This is a genomic window from Desulfuromonas svalbardensis, from assembly GCF_055389415.1.
In genome coordinates, this window is sequence record NZ_AP042416.1 from 1,186,413 (window position 1) to 1,202,036 (window position 15,624).

Genomic DNA, 15,624 nt, shown 5'->3' on the forward strand with positions numbered 1-15,624 from the left:
TACGATAATACTGATCTACAAGGAGGCAATATTGTGCCTTTAACAATAGGAAAGCATACCGTTGCTCATCCCATCATTCAAGGTGGTATGGGAGTCCGTGTCTCTGCTGCCAAACTTGCTGGTGCTGTAGCTAAGTGTGGTGGCGTTGGTTTGATTGCTACGGCGGGTTTAGCTCTGAATAGCGAACGCCGTGAAGGGAATAAATATTTTGAAGCTGACCTGTTAGCTTTGAAAGATGAACTACGCAAAGCCTACGAAATCGCACCCGATGGTGTTATTGGTACCAACTGTATGGTGGCCGTCACCAATTACGATGATGTCGTTCGTGCGAGTTGTGAAGGGGGCGCTAAAGTCCTTGTTACCGGAGCGGGCTTGCCGCTTAATCTGCCTGGTTTGACTGTCGATTATCCCGATGTCGCACTGGTGCCGATTGTTTCATCTGTTAGGGCGGCAATACTTATTGCGCGTAAATGGCACAAATCCTACAATCGTTTACCTGATGCTGTCGTGGTTGAAGATCCTGATACCGCAGGCGGGCATCTCGGTGAAAAGCTGGAGAACATTGGCACTGGTGATTATGATCAGTACGCGACGGTTCGCGGAGTTAAAGAGTACTTCCGTGAAACATGGCAACTCGATATCCCTATTATCGCCGCTGGTGGTGTGTGGGATCGCGCCGATTTAGAATGTGCGTTAGCTTCAGGTGCCGATGCCGTTCAGATGGCGAGTCGATTTGTTTGTACCGAGGAATGCGATGCCGATGATGCTTTTAAACAGGCATATCTTGATTGTGCCCAAGAGGATATCGGCCTGGTCATGAGTCCTGCGGGGCTACCTGGCCGTGCGATTAAAGGCAATATTGATAAAATTCGTGCCTTTGATGTTGATCAAAACCGAGGATGTTCTTCTGGCTGTTTGAAAAAATGTAGTTATCGTAAAGAGAAGGAACGCTTCTGTATTGTTCATGCGCTTGATCGTGCCCAGCGCGGTGACCGTGAAACAGGTTTGATCTTTTGCGGAACGAACGCTTGGAAGTCCGATAAAATTACAACGGTTGCCAATATATTTGCCGAGTTATTTGATTAGACGTAGCACAATGGCACCGTTAACTGAATAAAAAACAGCGGGTCGGCTTGGTTGCTGATCCGCTGTTTTTGTTTATAGTGGAAGGAGGCTTCAATTGGTGTTGAATATTTTCTCTATAAAAGGAGTTCATCATGTTGAATCGTTCTTTGCTTCGATGTTTATTCTCTTGTCTGCTCCTGTTGGTTTCTAGCGTTCTTATATTTTCCGCGAGTCCAGTGTTTGCAAAAAAAAGACACTCGCGACCCAATTATGGCAAAGTAGTTCGTGAGCTTCCACGTGGGCACCGGACATTGCATAGCCGCCATGGTGTTCACTATTACTCACACGGAATCTATTATCGAAATATTGATCGCGGGTATCGGGTTATTAGGCCACCCGTTGGTTTAGTGATTGCCTCGTTGCCGCTAGGCTACATCGATCTTTATTTTGGAAATCGGGTCTATGCTCGCTATAATGATGTTTATTACCGCCCTGTATCACGAGGTTATATGGTGGTACAACCTCCACCTAGCGCGCCTCCTGAGCCGCAGCCCGATGTTGCGGCTATCCCAGCCAATGCGTTAGGGCAGGTGACCGTTGCTGTTGATGTTTTGAATGTGCGTTCTGGCCCAAGTCGCCTTCATCCTGTGGTCGATCATGTGGCACGCGCTGATGTGTTGATTGTTCTTGCTACGGCACCACGGTGGTATTATGTACGCTTACCGGCGGGCGGCTATGGCTGGATTTGGGCTGAATTTTCTCGTGGTGGGATAAGCTGGCCGCGCTAATTTTATACGAATTGAATGATGAGAAAGAAGCTTTGATGAAAACAAACATTACTCTGATCGGAATGCCTGGCGCTGGTAAAAGCACCATCGGCATCATTTTGGCAAAACACATGTCGCTGGGTTTTGTTGATACCGATATATTGATTCAAATCAACCGTCAGCAACCGTTGCAAAAAATTTTAGATGAGACAGGTTATCTTAACTTACGCCAGATCGAAGAGGAGGAGATTTTACGCCTCAATATTGATCACCAAGTGATTGCCACAGGTGGCAGTGCAGTCTACAGTGAGAAGGCGATGAATCATCTTAAAACGATCTCAACGGTGGTATTTCTCGATGTCACCTTTGATGAAATTTGTCGTCGCATCCATAACTTTGATACGCGTGGAATAGCCTGCGCTGAAAATCAGACGTTTGAAGAGTTATTTGAGGAACGATTACTCCTTTATCGTCGCTATGCCGACATTACCATTGAGGGGTGCCATGCCTCTCAAGAGCAGATAGCTGAATCAATTGCACACCTTGTCAGCGCGGGCAATCTGGGTTAAACTACGGCGTTGCGATAGGCCACACACAAAAGTGGGGTCATTTACTCTGAAATTTGTTGAACAATTCGTTTATATACTACGTTGTATTTAATTCGTTAGGAGAACTTCTGCATGGCTGATCAAGAAGAGAAATATATCCCCAAGTGGATCGCTTGGGAAAGTACACGTCGCTGTAACTTGAGTTGCGTACACTGCCGCTGCTCCTCCGATTTGGAAGCTGCCAAGGGCGATTTTTCCACTGAAGAGGCCTATAAGATGATCGATGACATCTGCGAGGTGTCTAAGCCCGTTATGGTGTTATCTGGCGGCGAACCTTTGATGCGCCCTGATTTGTTTGATATTGCCCGCTATGGCACCTCAAAAGGTTTGCGCATGTGTATCGCTACCAACGGTACATTGGTTACTGATGAGGTGTGCGCTGAGATGATCTCAGCGGATATTAAGATGGTCTCGTTATCCCTCGATGGTTCTACTGCTGAAATCCACGATGATTTCCGTCAATGTCCCGGAGCGTTTGAAGGGGTTAAGCGTGCTGCTGCAACCTTGACTCGCAACGGTATCAAGTTTTTGATCAACTCATCCTTTACCAAAAGAAATCAGCACGATATTGCCAATACCTTTCGGGTAGCTAAAGAATTGGGTGCGACCGCTTGGTATATGTTTATGATTGTTCCCACTGGTCGTGGTGAAGAGATCATGGATGAGCTGGTCTCAAAGGACGATTACGAAGAGATCCTGACGTGGCATTATCAGCAGGAAAAAAATGAGGATGAGTTGTTGATGCGCCCAACCTGTGCGCCACATTACTACCGCATTGTGCCACAGATGGCCAAAGCTGAAGGGGTTGAGTTCAAACGCCGCAGCCTCACTTTTTCTACTGGCGGCGGCAAGGGTTGTATTGCCGCGCAAAGCATCTGCCTCATCGATTGCTTCGGTAACCTCAAGCCTTGCTCCTACTTCCACTCATCGGTGGGCAACATTAAGCAAGTTCCGTTCAAGGATTTGTGGTTTAACTCCAAAGTTTTTAATGACTTGCGTGATTTCAAAAAGTATAAAGGGAAATGTGGCGAGTGCGAATTTATTAACGTCTGTGGTGGCTGTCGTGCTCGTGCCGATGCTGTGTATGGGGATTATATGGCTGAAGAGCCGTTCTGTAACTATATCCCTCGTAAAACTCGTTTGCGGATGGAAAAAGAAGCCGCTGAAAATAGCGCAAAATAAAATTACTTCAACTTAACGATAAAGGAATTGACCACTATGTCAGAATACAATTTCATCAAAGCCTGTTGGGGCCAACCTGTTGACCGTGTCCCTGTATGGCTTATGCGCCAAGCTGGCCGTTACTTACCACAATACCGTGCTGTTCGCGCACGCGGCGAAGGGACGTTTCTTGATCTGTGTAAAGATCCTGAGCGCGCCGCTGAGGTAACGATTCAGCCCATCGATATTCTCGATGCAGATGCGGCAATCTTGTTCTCTGACATCCTCACCCCGATTGAGCCAATGGGGATGGCCCTTGATTTTGTTCCTGGCCCTGTTTTCGCCAACCCGATTCGCACTCAAGCCGACGTCGATGCGTTGATTGTTCCTGAAAATATGGCTGAAGCGGTTTCTTATGTTCCTGCCATTATTAAGCGTTTACGCACAGCCTTTGAAGGGCGTGTTCCCCTCATTGGTTTTGGTGGTGCTCCGTTTACCTTGGCGTGCTACATGGTTGAAGGTCAGGGCAGTAAAGATTTTGCTGCACTCAAGAAGATGATGTACACCGATCCAGGTCTCTATCATGCCTTGATGGAAAAGATCACCGAGATGAGTGTCCGTTATCTCAATATGCAAATTGAGGCGGGTGCGCAAACCATTCAAATTTTTGATACTTGGGGTGGCTTGGTTGCGCCACACGATTTCGAGAAATTCGTTCTCCCTTACACGAAAAAATTGATCGCCAGTTTGAATCGCAAAGATGTACCGATCATCTACTTTGTTAAAAATTCAGGCACCATGCTTGAGTTGGTTAAAGAGGCGGGTAGTGACGTAATCGGTCTTGATTGGCATATTGATCTTGGTAAGGCTCGCGATATTCTTGGCGATGATGTGGCGGTTCAAGGTAATCTTGATCCCTCAGTCTTGTTCGCACCGCACGATTATATTGAAAAAGAAGTCCAGCGTATCTTAAATGCCAATGCCGATCGTCCTGGTTTTATCTTCAACCTCGGTCACGGTATTACGCCTTCTGTTCCACCTGCAAATGCAATCTTTATGGTTGATGCAGTTCATCGCTTAAGCCAGAAGTAGGCTGACGGTTGATACGGTAAAGGTGTACATAAAAAAGCGATGCTTGACGGCATCGCTTTTTTTTGGAGAAGATGAGAGATGGAACAGCAAAAAACAAAAGCATTGGTTTTGTTAAATATGGGCGGCCCTGATTCCATTGAAGCGGTGGAACCGTTTCTCTATAATCTGTTTTCAGACCGCGATTTGATTCAGCTACCTCTTGGTGCACTGTTGCAGAAACCGTTTGCGCGGCTCATCTCCTATTTTCGCGCTAAAACAGTGCGTGAAAATTATCGCCGTATCGGTGGTAAATCGCCGTTGTTACATTGGAGCCGTTTGCAAGCAGAGAATACCGCCGAGCAATTGGGTGATTCATGGCGTGGTTATGTTGCCATGCGCTACTGGAACCCACGTGCCGATGAGGTGGTTAAGCAGCTTAAAAGTGATGGCATTATCGAAGCGACAGTGCTAACCCTTTATCCTCATTATACGGGGGCGACGACAGGCAGTAGTGTCAAAGATTTTAAGCGTGCCGTGGCCCAACACTACCCACAACTACGTTGCCACTATATTGAGCAATGGCATGATTGGCCCGCTTATCTCGATGCGTTGGCAGATTGCGTCCAGCAAGGGCTCGATACGGTGCCTGCGGACCAACGCGAGCGTTTGACACTGCTTTTTTCAGCCCATGCTCTACCGCAAAAATTTATCGACCGTGGCGACCCGTATCAACGCCATGTTGAGGAAACCGTTGCTGGGGTGATGGCGCGTATTGGTGGCGGTGAGCATCAAATTGGTTTTCAAAGTCGTAGTGGCCCTGTAACATGGATGTCGCCAGATACCCTTGATTTAATCGCAGGGGCAGGAGCCAATCAGCGGGCGTTATTGGTTATTCCCGTATCGTTTGTTTCCGATCATATCGAAACCCTTGAAGAGGTCGATGTCGAATTTCGTGACCACGCGAGTGAACATGGTGTTACATGGTTTGGTCGCGTTCCAGCCTTAAATGATCGTGTATTGTTTATTACAGCATTACAGAAATTGGTCGAACGCTCGATAGAGCCATAAAAGGAGGTACGTAGCATGAGCCTTAGTGTTGGTCGTGAACCGAATACTATGATGGAAGTTGTGATCTTAACTCATAATTATCGCGTAGTGGGTAAAGTCTACGTGAAGAAGGGGACGCGACTTACCGACGTGGTGTGTGAAGCGCGTCAATTTATTGCAGTGGCTGCGGCCCAAGTGTGGGAACGCCAAAGCGGCAATAATTTACTCCATGCTGGCTTTATAAATGTCAGTCGCGATGAGATAGAAATCATTCTCCCTGCCGATGAAGTGGGATGCGATGGGTGCGATATCGGTAGTCTCGGCACATGGTTTTTACAGCAACAACGTGATGCTGAAGCAGAATCCGAGCAAGCGAATCTGGGTCTTGATCTCGATATTGATTAATCATGCAGGTGGAGAGTGGTATGGCAGCATTTGATCAGTTCGTTGAAAAAGTTGTTCTGCATAACAAGTTAGCAACGGACGAGTTGTTGCAACAGGCAAAAAAGTATTTAGTCAGTCACCCTGAACTTGAATTGGCTGACCTTCTTATACGTGCCAATGTGGTGCAGCCTGAGCAGGTCGAGATCATTCGCAACAAATTTAAGGCAACTGAAACGTTAGCCGCTGCCGTTAAGCAACCTACCGCCCCAGCTGAGGCTGAGGGAAAACCAGATAAGGATGTGGTTGCCACCAGCACGCACTCCCCTGAACAGTTTACCACCCTAGAACAGTATCTTGGTTATGCGCGTAACGAAGGTGCATCGGATCTTCATATAAACGCGGGTTCTGCTCCGTTGCTGCGCAAAAACGGCCAACTTATCCCGTTAAATCAACCGCCCCTCACCGCTCAACAGGCTGAAACATTAATATTTAGTGCACTCAATGGCCAACAAAAGGAACACTTACGTGAGACGTTGTCTTTGGATACCTGTTGTGACCTCCCTGGCTTAGGGCGCTATCGTAGTTGTTTTGCTCATCAAAGTCGTGGTTGGGATGGGTCATTTCGGATTGTCGATCAACACGTACCAAGCTTTGAGTCATTACAATTACCGGAAAACATTAAGTCTTTGACCGAATATCATCAAGGGCTTGTCCTCATTGCGGGGCCAAGTGGTTGCGGAAAAACCACGACTATGGCGGCAATGATTCAATTGATTAATGAAAATCGTGAAGAGCATATTATTACGATGGAAGACCCCATTGAATATGTGTTTACTCCAGAGAAATCACATATTAGTCAGCGTCAGGTCGGAGCGCATACCGAAAGCTTTTCCGCCGCGTTGCGCGCCGCATTACGCGAAGATCCCGATGTCATGATGATCGGTGAATTACGTGACCGTGAAACGGCGACATTGGCGATATCTGCGGCGGAAACAGGCCACTTAGTGTTTGCGTCATTACATACTACTGGGGCGGCGCAAACCATTAGTCGTATTCTCGATTTCTTTCCTGCTGATCAACAAGGTCAAATTCGCTCGATGATTAGTGAATCGATTCGTGGGATTATTTGTCAACGGTTGATCCCACGTAAAGATGGCGAAGGACGTGCTCTTGCCCTTGAAGTGTTGTTCAATAATGTTGCAATCGGTAATTTAATTCGCGAAGACCGGATGTTTCAGTTGCCAACCATGATGCAGATTAATCGCGATAAAGGGATGTGCCAACTGGAAGATTCATTACAGGAACTGGTACAGAGCGATGTGATTGAAGGTGTTGAGGCTTGGCATGAGGCCGCCAATAAATCGCCTTTCAAAGAGTTTGAGGTTCGTTTCGATGCGCTGGCCGCGACGACAGATCGGTTGTAGTATTTAATGCAGTGTTAAACGTGATGCACTAGTGTTCTGTCATTGTTGAAAATTCGGGTATGACACAGAATCGTGCAGTCAATGCAAGGCGCAAAAAGCGCAGGAATGGCAACGCCACTTCAAGGTTTTTGGAACGCAGCAGAGGCTGTGCGAGGCGAAGTCAGACTCGAAGATTTAGCGGTGACAGAGCACTAATGTCATGGTGGAGGATAGAAATGGCAAAGATTGATCGATTGTTTGATCTCATGCTTGAGCGCGGAGCCTCTGATTTACACCTGTTGCAGGGGCAGCCACCGAAAATTCGTGAACATGGGCGGATGGTTCCTTTAGCGGGCGAAGCAAGTATCTCTGAACAGGAGATGACCGCTTATCTCAAGGAGATTTGTGCTCCCGAGCGTTGGACAGAGTTTCTAGAACGCAAAGATCTAGATTTTGCCTACGAAAAAGATGAAACCTTCCGTTTTCGCGCCAATTACTATGGCCAATTACATGGTTTCGGTGCGGTATTTCGGGTGATCCCGACCAAAATTTTAACCCTCGAAGACCTGAATCTGCCCGAAGTTCTCAAGTCGTTTGCTGCCCTGCGTTCAGGCCTTGTTCTTGTTACTGGGCCAACGGGTAGCGGTAAATCGACGACCCTCGCCGCAATTATCGATTATATCAACGATCACTATTCGCGTTATATTCTCACCATTGAAGAGCCAATCGAGTTCGTTCATCCCAATAAGAAAAGTGTCTTTTGTCAACGTGAAGTGGGTGACGATGTCCGCACATTTGGTGAAGGCCTACACACTGCCTGTCGTCAGGATTGCGATGTTATTTTGGTTGGTGAAATGCGTGATTATGAAACCATTTCGTTGGCACTGTCTGCTGCATCGATGGGTACTCTAGTGTTTGGTACGCTACACACCAATTCTGCGGTAAAAACCATCGACCGAATTATTGACGTGTTCCCTGCAGATCAACAAGGGATGGCCCGTACAATGCTGGCCGATTCTTTGCGTGGAATTTGTGCTCAATTATTACTCAAAAAACAGGGTGGTGGTCGCATTGCCGCCAATGAGATTTTGATTGGTACAACAGGTCTTTCTGCCAGCATTCGCGAAAATAATATTAGTAATATCCGTAATATTATCCAAGGCGGAAAAAAGCTGGGGATGCAGATGATGGATGATGTGCTGATGGATTATCAGAAGCAAGAGTTGATTAGTGAAGAGGAAGCCTATTTGAAAGCGCAGGATAAAAACCGTTTTGCTCTGAAAGAGATCGAAATTTAAGTTGCTTGATTTTATACGGGAAAAGCCCTGTTTCAAAGTGAAACAGGGCTTTTTTAGTTACAGCCCCAGCTCTTTAAGTTGTGCTAAAAGCTGCCGTTGTTCATCATCTAACTCTTTGGGAATGTCGACAATGATTTGGGCAAAGAGGTCACCCGCGGCATGTTTCCCATGCTTAGGAACACCGTGGCCTTTAAGCCGAATTTTACTGCCATTTTTTGTTCCGGCAGGAATTTTAATTCGTTTTTCGCCATCCAAGGTGGTGACATTTGCACTGGCACCGAGGCATAGCCCAGTGAATGGCACAACGACTTGTACCGTAAGATTGTTGGTGTCGCGAGTAAAGTTAAGGTCTTTGTCTACCGTAATTTCTAAAAGCAGATCACCCGTTTTTCCGCCTGATTGGCTTGGGCCACCTTTGCCTGATACACGTAATTTTTGTCCCGTTTCAATGCCAACAGGAATCCGAACTTGAATTTTCTCTGTTTGACCATTGTGCTGGTAGTTCACCATCCGTTCGCCACCGCTTACCGCCTGACGAAATGGGATGTTTAAGCGCATTACATAATCTTGACCTTTAGCGGGTTGGCGCTGGTAGTTAGACCGTCTTTGTCCACCTCGGCCGCCGCCAAACAGTTGGCTGAAAATATCATCGCCCCCCCCGCCACCGAAAATGTCTCCAAAATCTGCGCCGCGGAAAATATCTTCTTGAGAATAACGTTGATGAAATCCGCTATCGCCAAATTGATCATATTGTTGTTTCTTTTCAGAGTCGCTCAGTACCGCATACGCCTCGCTGATCTCCTTAAAACGCTCTTCTGCCTTTTTATCGCCAGCATTTTTATCAGGATGATATTTCACTGCAAGCTTGCGGTACGCTTTCTTTATCTCTGGATCCGATGCCGATTTATCGACACCGAGGGTTGCATAATAATCTGTTGCCATGAAAACTCCCGTTTCTGCTGTTTGTAATGGTGCTGGGTACCGGATGTAATATAGGGATGCTAGGGGATAACGTCAAGCTGTTGCGATAGATTTTGTCCTTTATGTAATAAATAATGATATAGTCATAGCATAGGTTTATAGCATATCAGGGTACGTTGATTGTTTTATATAAGGAGTAACACGAATGACGCGAATTGTGATTATTGGTGCGGGTATTTCAGGTCTTACCACTGCTTATGCATTAGAGCAAGCAGCTAAGGCTGAACAACGAGAAATTCAAGTTACCATTATTGAAAAAGAGTCACGCTGTGGTGGAAAAATATGGAGTCGTAACGAAGAAGGTTACCTATGCGAGTGGGGGCCAAACGGATTTCTTGATAATAAGCCCGCTACATTAGATCTGTGTTCTGAGCTTGAGATTGATAATACGTTGCTCCGGTCAAACGATAATGCTCGAAAGCGTTTTATTTTTAGTGACAATAGTCTACACCGTCTCCCTGAAAATGGACCGATGTTTTTCTCGTCAAAATTGTTGAGTTGGCCGGGAAAGTTACGCCTTGTTGGTGAACTCGCAGTGGCGGCAAAACGGGGTGATCGAGACGAAACGTTGGCCGACTTTGGCCGTCGTCGTTTAGGTGCGGAAGCCCTCGATAAGTTGATTGCACCGATGGCTGGGGGAATCTTTGCCGGTGATCCCGAAACCATGAGTGTTAAAAGTTGCTTCCCGCGTATTGCTCAGTTGGAAGAGCAATACGGTGGCCTTCTTAAGGCGATGATTAAGATGGCACGGCAAAAAAGCCGCGAACGTAAGGCGGGGAAGCAGGTCGCTAGTGCTGCTGGTCCGGGTGGTGTTTTAACCTCGTTTGATGGCGGTATTCAGCAACTCTCCGATGGCGTAGTACAACGCCTTAAGGCAAAATTTTGTAGCGGAGTTTCTGTCGAAAGTATTGAATATTTTGACAATTATGTTTTAGGGCTAAGTGATGGCAGTCAGCTGGATGCTGATGTGGTGATTAGTGCTGCTCCGGCAAACGCTTTGTCTGGTATCGTCAAAAAAATAAGTACTGAGGCGTCATCGTTGTTAAGCAAAATACCTTATGCTGCGATGAATGTTATTTGCTTGGGTTACGATCGCGAGAAACTTGCGTGTGATTTAGATGGTTTTGGTTATCTCATTCCTCGTAAAGAGGGCTGTTCGGTTTTAGGGACATTATGGGATTCGAGTATTTTCCCTCATCGTGCACCTGAAGGCAAAGTGTTGTTGCGTTCGATGATGGGTGGGGCAACAAACCCCCGTGCTGCAAGTTTTACTGATGATCAAGTTCAGGTGTTGGTTCAGGCTGATCTATCACGCATTATGGGGATTAAGGTTGATCCAGAATTTATGCGAATTTTTCGTCATCAACACGCAATACCTCAATATGTTAGTGGCCATGGTAACTTGGTAAAACAGATTCGCAGTGAGTTGGAAGTTTCTCCCGGATTGTTTTTAACGGGTAATGCGTATGATGGCATTGGCTTGAATGATTGCGTGAGCAATGCTCAAAAAACAGCTCGCCAAGCTATGGCCTTTATTGCTCGGAGTGAATAGCGTTTAGAACCTTTTTATCGCTGCATATACTTAATAAAAAGGCCCCACACCGATGTTTCGGTGTGGGGCCTTTTCTGTTGGTCTATTTCCTGATTAGTATCAACCTTGTGCAGGGGTTCTGTTCTGTAAATCCGTCATACCCAAAAGGCACGTATCCAGAGGTTTAACGAGACTCCCGCCTTCGCGGGGGTCTCGAAATTTTGTTGATAGCGAAAGGTCAGTGCTAATCAGGGACTCTATTGTTTAGAACTTACCGAACTCATCATCATCTAAAGAGATTTGTGGGTTATCGTTTTGGCCGCCCCAGTTATCCGTGCTCGCAGCGTTGTTCACAGGTGCTGCAATTGCAGGCTGTGGCCGATAGGGTTTTGGCGCTGGTGACGAGACATTTTGGTTGCGAATCATTCCCCTTCCAGAAGATTTACGTAATTGGAATCGTTGCAATAGTTGTTGCAGCATATCGGCTTGACTGCGTAGTTCTTCAGCCGCAGCTGCAGTCTCTTCCGAGGCCGCCGTATTTTGTTGAGTCACTTCATCAATTTGTGACACGCCAATTGAAATTTGTGAAATCCCCTGAGCTTGTTCATTGCTGGCTTTAGCGATTTCTGACGCGAGGTTTGTTGCCTCAGTGACACCGCTGACAATTTTTGCTAAGGATTCTGCGGTGCGCTCAGCAATCTTAGCTCCAGCATTTGCCTTAGCAACAGACCCTTCAATCAGTTGAGTGGTCTCTTGTGCCGCTTTAGCGCTTCGTGCGGCAAGGTTACGAACCTCTTCAGCAACGACAGCAAACCCTTTGCCGTGTTGTCCTGCTCGTGCAGCCTCGACCGCTGCATTCAATGCCAGCAAATTAGTTTGGAACGCGATCTCATCAATAACCTTGATGATTTTAGAAATGCTTTTGCTCGCATCGTTAATATCTACCATGGCGGTACTAAGTAGGCCCATTTGGCTATTGCTGGTTTCAGCATCTTGTTGCATTTGTTCGGTCATTTTACTGGCCTGAAGAGCATCGTCGGCATTGCGTCGCGTTTGGCTGGCAACCTCTTGCAATGAACTGCTGATCTCTTCAAGGGAGCTGGCTTGCTCCGTCGCCCCTTGCGAGAGTGATTGGCTTGAATCTGAGACTTGACTTGCGCCAGAATCAATCTGTTCTCCAGCGCCCTGAATCTCAACCATAATTTCGTTGAGATCGTTGCCAAGTGTTTTCAGCGCAGTACGCAGTGTGTCTTGATCGCTATGTGGTGTGACATCAAAATTTAAATTGCCTGAAGCGAGAGCATTTAGTGGCTCAACGACTTCTTGTTGCAAATTATCAGCAAAGCGGTCCATGGTGCTGCCGAGTTGACCAATCTCATCTTGGCGGTCAAGACGAAGACGATCACTGAGCTTGCCATGTTGCATAGCTTCAATCATTTTGACTGTTTGATTCAATGGATTTGCAATGCTGCGAGAGATGCGTACCGCTAAAATTAAACCGATGAGAACGGAAATAATGCTGATGATCAATAGCTGCTTGTCAGCAGTGGCCATTTGTTGATTACTTGATTCCTGAATGGCTAATAAGGCCTTAGTACATGATTCCTGAGCTTGGATGGCATCTTGGTTCATCGATAGGCTCAGCTGTTGCTGCTCGGCCATCTGTGATGCATGATTCTCAAAACTTTGTTGGTAGCCCTCAACGGTCACCTTTGTTGTAACTGCTTGCTCAATCGAGGCATCATCATCAAAGGTATCGGCAAGTTCTTCTATTTGGTTCAGAACCGCTTGTATGCTCAGGCGCGCTCGCTTGAGGAATTTCTCATCTTTCGTGATGATATGTTCTTTCTCAAATTTGCGCGCGTTGATGAACAAGAGGCTGATATTTTGTGTGTAGGTGAATTGCTCTAACACATCGGTTAAAGCGTCTTCGTAATCTTCATCGTCATCATACTCGTCACGAGATGTGAGCACAGTGTCGAGGGTTTCGTCGAGTGTACTCTTCAGAGCTTTAATTTCTGCAAACGCTGTATTCGAGCTTGCTTTCATCTCGTGCATACTTTGTTGACGCTGGCTGCTAATCAAGGCGTAGCTGTCAAACGAATCACTGTATGCTGTCGCTTGACGACTTGCCTCTTTAACTCGGGTGATGGCGTCCTCTTCGGTGAGATTGTTTTGCAGGGTTTGAGCTGTGTTTTGTAGGTTGGTTAGGTGATTACGGAGTTCTGTGGCAATTTCGGCGGTGGGAGAAAAGGTATAGTCCTTTTCATTGATACGTGCTTGATTAAATTCAACAATAAGGCTGTTTACGGATTCAATCTCGCCCATGCTAATGTTGCCACTCTTCATGCCTGATTTGCCAATTTGGCCGACAATAAGAGTTAGAACAATTAAGCATAGAAAAGAGAGAAGTAGTTTTCTGCCAATTTGCATCGATTTTAGCATGGTAATTTAATCTCCAGTTAGTAGTTCTTATTAAAATTTTTTATGTAATGAGTATCTAGGGTGAAAATGCGTTTGCTCGTCTTGTTTACGTGGGATTGCTGGTGAAACTGTTCTGTAAACTGTTGAATCGAGTGAAACGGTTGACCCGCTGAGATGGTTGCGCTATTTTGCCACAAAATACCTATAGAACTGAAAATCAGAATACTCGTTCTTGTTTTTTTTGTAAACTATATTAGATAGGCTACTTTATGCAGAAGTACTTTCAACAAGAAGTTGATAAGCGTCGCACTTTTGGAATCATCAGTCACCCTGATGCTGGTAAAACAACCCTCACTGAAAAGTTGCTCCTTTATGGTGGTGCGATTCAGATGGCAGGTGCGGTTAAAGCGCGTAAGTCCTCGCGGCATGCCACGAGCGACTGGATGGCGATGGAGCAAGAGAGGGGGATCTCAGTGACCTCCTCGGTCATGAAGTTTAATTATCGTGATTATGAAATTAATCTACTTGATACTCCTGGTCACCAAGATTTCTCTGAAGATACCTATCGTGTTCTAACCGCTGTAGATAGTGCCCTGATGGTAATCGATAGTGCGAAAGGCGTTGAAGCACAAACGCGTAAATTGATGGAGGTGTGCCGGATGCGTAACACCCCCATCCTGACTTTTGTCAATAAATTAGACCGTGAAGGATTGGCGCCGCTGGATATTCTGTCAGATATTGAGGAAACCCTTCAGATCGAATGTGCACCGTTATCGTGGCCTATTGGTATGGGGAAACGGTTTAAGGGGACGTATAACCTGTTTAAAAAGCAACTCCACCTGTTCTCAGCATCCAGTAATGAACGCATCAGCGCAGGGATTGTTATTGATGACTTAGATGATCCTCGCCTTGATGAATTATTGGGCGATCAGGCCGATGAGTTGCGTGAAGATATCGAATTACTCGAAGGGGCGGCAAACCCATTCTGTCTCGAAGATTACCTTAGCGGCAGTCAGACGCCAGTATTCTTTGGTAGTGCCGTCAATAACTTTGGTGTTCAAGAGATGCTCGATGCTTTTGTTGAATTGGCACCGACACCGATCTCACGTCAAACAACCACCCGTGAAGTCTCCCCTTACGAGGAGGATTTCAGTGGTTTTGTCTTTAAAATACAGGCCAACATGGATCCTGCTCACCGCGACCGGATCGCATTTTTCCGCATCTGTTCTGGGCATTTCCAACGTGGCATGAAGATGCGTCACCACCGTATCGGCAAAGAGATCACTGTGGCCAATGCTACCATCTTTATGGCGCAAGACCGCAGCCATGTTGAAGATGCCTATGCTGGGGATATTATCGGTATCCACAACCATGGCACGATCAAAATCGGTGATACCTTTACCTCAAAAGAGGTGCTGAAATTTGTTGGTATCCCGAGTTTTGCTCCAGATCACTTTCGCCGCGTGCGCTTAAAAGATCCAATGCGAACCAAGCAACTCGATAAAGGATTGAACCAATTGGCGGAAGAGGGTGCCGTGCAACTGTTTCGTCCGATTAGTGGCAGCGATTATATCCTTGGCGCGGTGGGTGTGTTGCAGTTTGAAGTTATTATGTCGCGTTTACGCGCAGAATATAATGTTGATGCTGTGTATGAAGCGGTAGCTTATGCAACGGCACGCTGGGTGAGCTGTGAAAACAAGATGCACCTTGATGAGTTTGTGAAGAAAAACCGGATGCAAGTCTGCACCGATGCCGAAGAGAATTTAACCTTTTTGGCTTCCAGCGAATGGCGTTTACAGCACACCATTGATCAGTGGCCCGATATTGTCTTTCATAAAACACGTGAACACTGCTAAGAGTCATCTGTTTTGAGTTGTTGTTTTA

At 46.4% G+C, this 15,624-nt stretch carries 13 protein-coding genes; 11 read left to right on the forward strand and 2 right to left on the reverse strand.

Going from position 1 to position 15,624, the window contains the following annotated elements; genetic code table 11:
• Positions 1-30 precede the first annotated feature (30 nt).
• The 9 genes from ACZ5KY_RS05280 (at position 31) to ACZ5KY_RS05320 (ending at position 8,804) form a co-directional block, all read left to right on the forward strand.
• Positions 31-1,086, forward strand: coding sequence for an NAD(P)H-dependent flavin oxidoreductase (locus tag ACZ5KY_RS05280; RefSeq protein WP_464244635.1), 1,056 nt, complete (start codon positions 31-33; stop codon positions 1,084-1,086).
• A gap of 131 nt (positions 1,087-1,217) precedes the next feature.
• Positions 1,218-1,853: a DUF6515 family protein gene (locus ACZ5KY_RS05285; protein ID WP_464242857.1), complete on the forward strand. Its 636-nt coding sequence runs from the start codon at positions 1,218-1,220 to the stop codon at positions 1,851-1,853.
• 35 nt (positions 1,854-1,888) lie between these two features.
• A complete protein-coding gene (locus tag ACZ5KY_RS05290; protein ID WP_464242858.1) occupies positions 1,889-2,401 on the forward strand; it encodes a shikimate kinase in 513 nt (170 codons plus the stop codon).
• A gap of 111 nt (positions 2,402-2,512) precedes the next feature.
• Positions 2,513-3,622 (forward strand): radical SAM protein, encoded by a 1,110-nt coding sequence (locus ACZ5KY_RS05295; protein ID WP_464242859.1) that lies wholly within the window; start codon positions 2,513-2,515, stop codon positions 3,620-3,622.
• Between the two features lie 36 nt (positions 3,623-3,658).
• Positions 3,659-4,693, forward strand: coding sequence for a uroporphyrinogen decarboxylase (gene hemE, locus ACZ5KY_RS05300; RefSeq protein WP_464242860.1), 1,035 nt, complete (start codon positions 3,659-3,661; stop codon positions 4,691-4,693).
• Positions 4,694-4,771: 78 nt separating this feature from the next.
• Entirely contained in the window at positions 4,772-5,740 is a 969-nt protein-coding gene (gene hemH, locus ACZ5KY_RS05305) for a ferrochelatase (RefSeq protein WP_464242861.1), read from the forward strand.
• Positions 5,741-5,755: 15 nt separating this feature from the next.
• Complete coding sequence (locus ACZ5KY_RS05310; protein ID WP_464242862.1) at positions 5,756-6,124, forward strand: DUF6812 domain-containing protein; 369 nt, start codon at positions 5,756-5,758, stop codon at positions 6,122-6,124.
• Between the two features lie 20 nt (positions 6,125-6,144).
• Positions 6,145-7,527, forward strand: coding sequence for a type IV pilus twitching motility protein PilT (locus ACZ5KY_RS05315; protein ID WP_464242863.1), 1,383 nt, complete (start codon positions 6,145-6,147; stop codon positions 7,525-7,527).
• Between the two features lie 215 nt (positions 7,528-7,742).
• A complete protein-coding gene (locus ACZ5KY_RS05320) occupies positions 7,743-8,804 on the forward strand; it encodes a type IV pilus twitching motility protein PilT (RefSeq protein WP_464242864.1) in 1,062 nt (353 codons plus the stop codon).
• Positions 8,805-8,861: 57 nt separating this feature from the next.
• On the opposite strand, the gene ACZ5KY_RS05325 is transcribed toward ACZ5KY_RS05320, so the two are convergent.
• Positions 8,862-9,746: a DnaJ C-terminal domain-containing protein gene (locus ACZ5KY_RS05325; protein ID WP_464242865.1), complete on the reverse strand. Its 885-nt coding sequence runs from the start codon at positions 9,744-9,746 to the stop codon at positions 8,862-8,864.
• A 184-nt stretch (positions 9,747-9,930) separates the two neighbouring features.
• On the opposite strand from ACZ5KY_RS05325, the gene hemG reads away from it, so the two are divergent.
• Positions 9,931-11,337, forward strand: a complete 1,407-nt coding sequence (hemG, locus tag ACZ5KY_RS05330) for a protoporphyrinogen oxidase (RefSeq protein ID WP_464242866.1) — start codon at positions 9,931-9,933, stop codon at positions 11,335-11,337.
• Between the two features lie 243 nt (positions 11,338-11,580).
• On the opposite strand, the gene ACZ5KY_RS05335 is transcribed toward hemG, so the two are convergent.
• Positions 11,581-13,761, reverse strand: a complete 2,181-nt coding sequence (locus ACZ5KY_RS05335) for a methyl-accepting chemotaxis protein (RefSeq protein WP_464242867.1) — start codon at positions 13,759-13,761, stop codon at positions 11,581-11,583.
• A gap of 248 nt (positions 13,762-14,009) precedes the next feature.
• Here ACZ5KY_RS05335 and ACZ5KY_RS05340 point away from each other — a divergent pair, with 248 nt between their 5' ends.
• Positions 14,010-15,596, forward strand: coding sequence for a peptide chain release factor 3 (locus ACZ5KY_RS05340; RefSeq protein WP_464242868.1), 1,587 nt, complete (start codon positions 14,010-14,012; stop codon positions 15,594-15,596).
• The last annotated feature ends 28 nt before the right edge of the window (positions 15,597-15,624 follow it).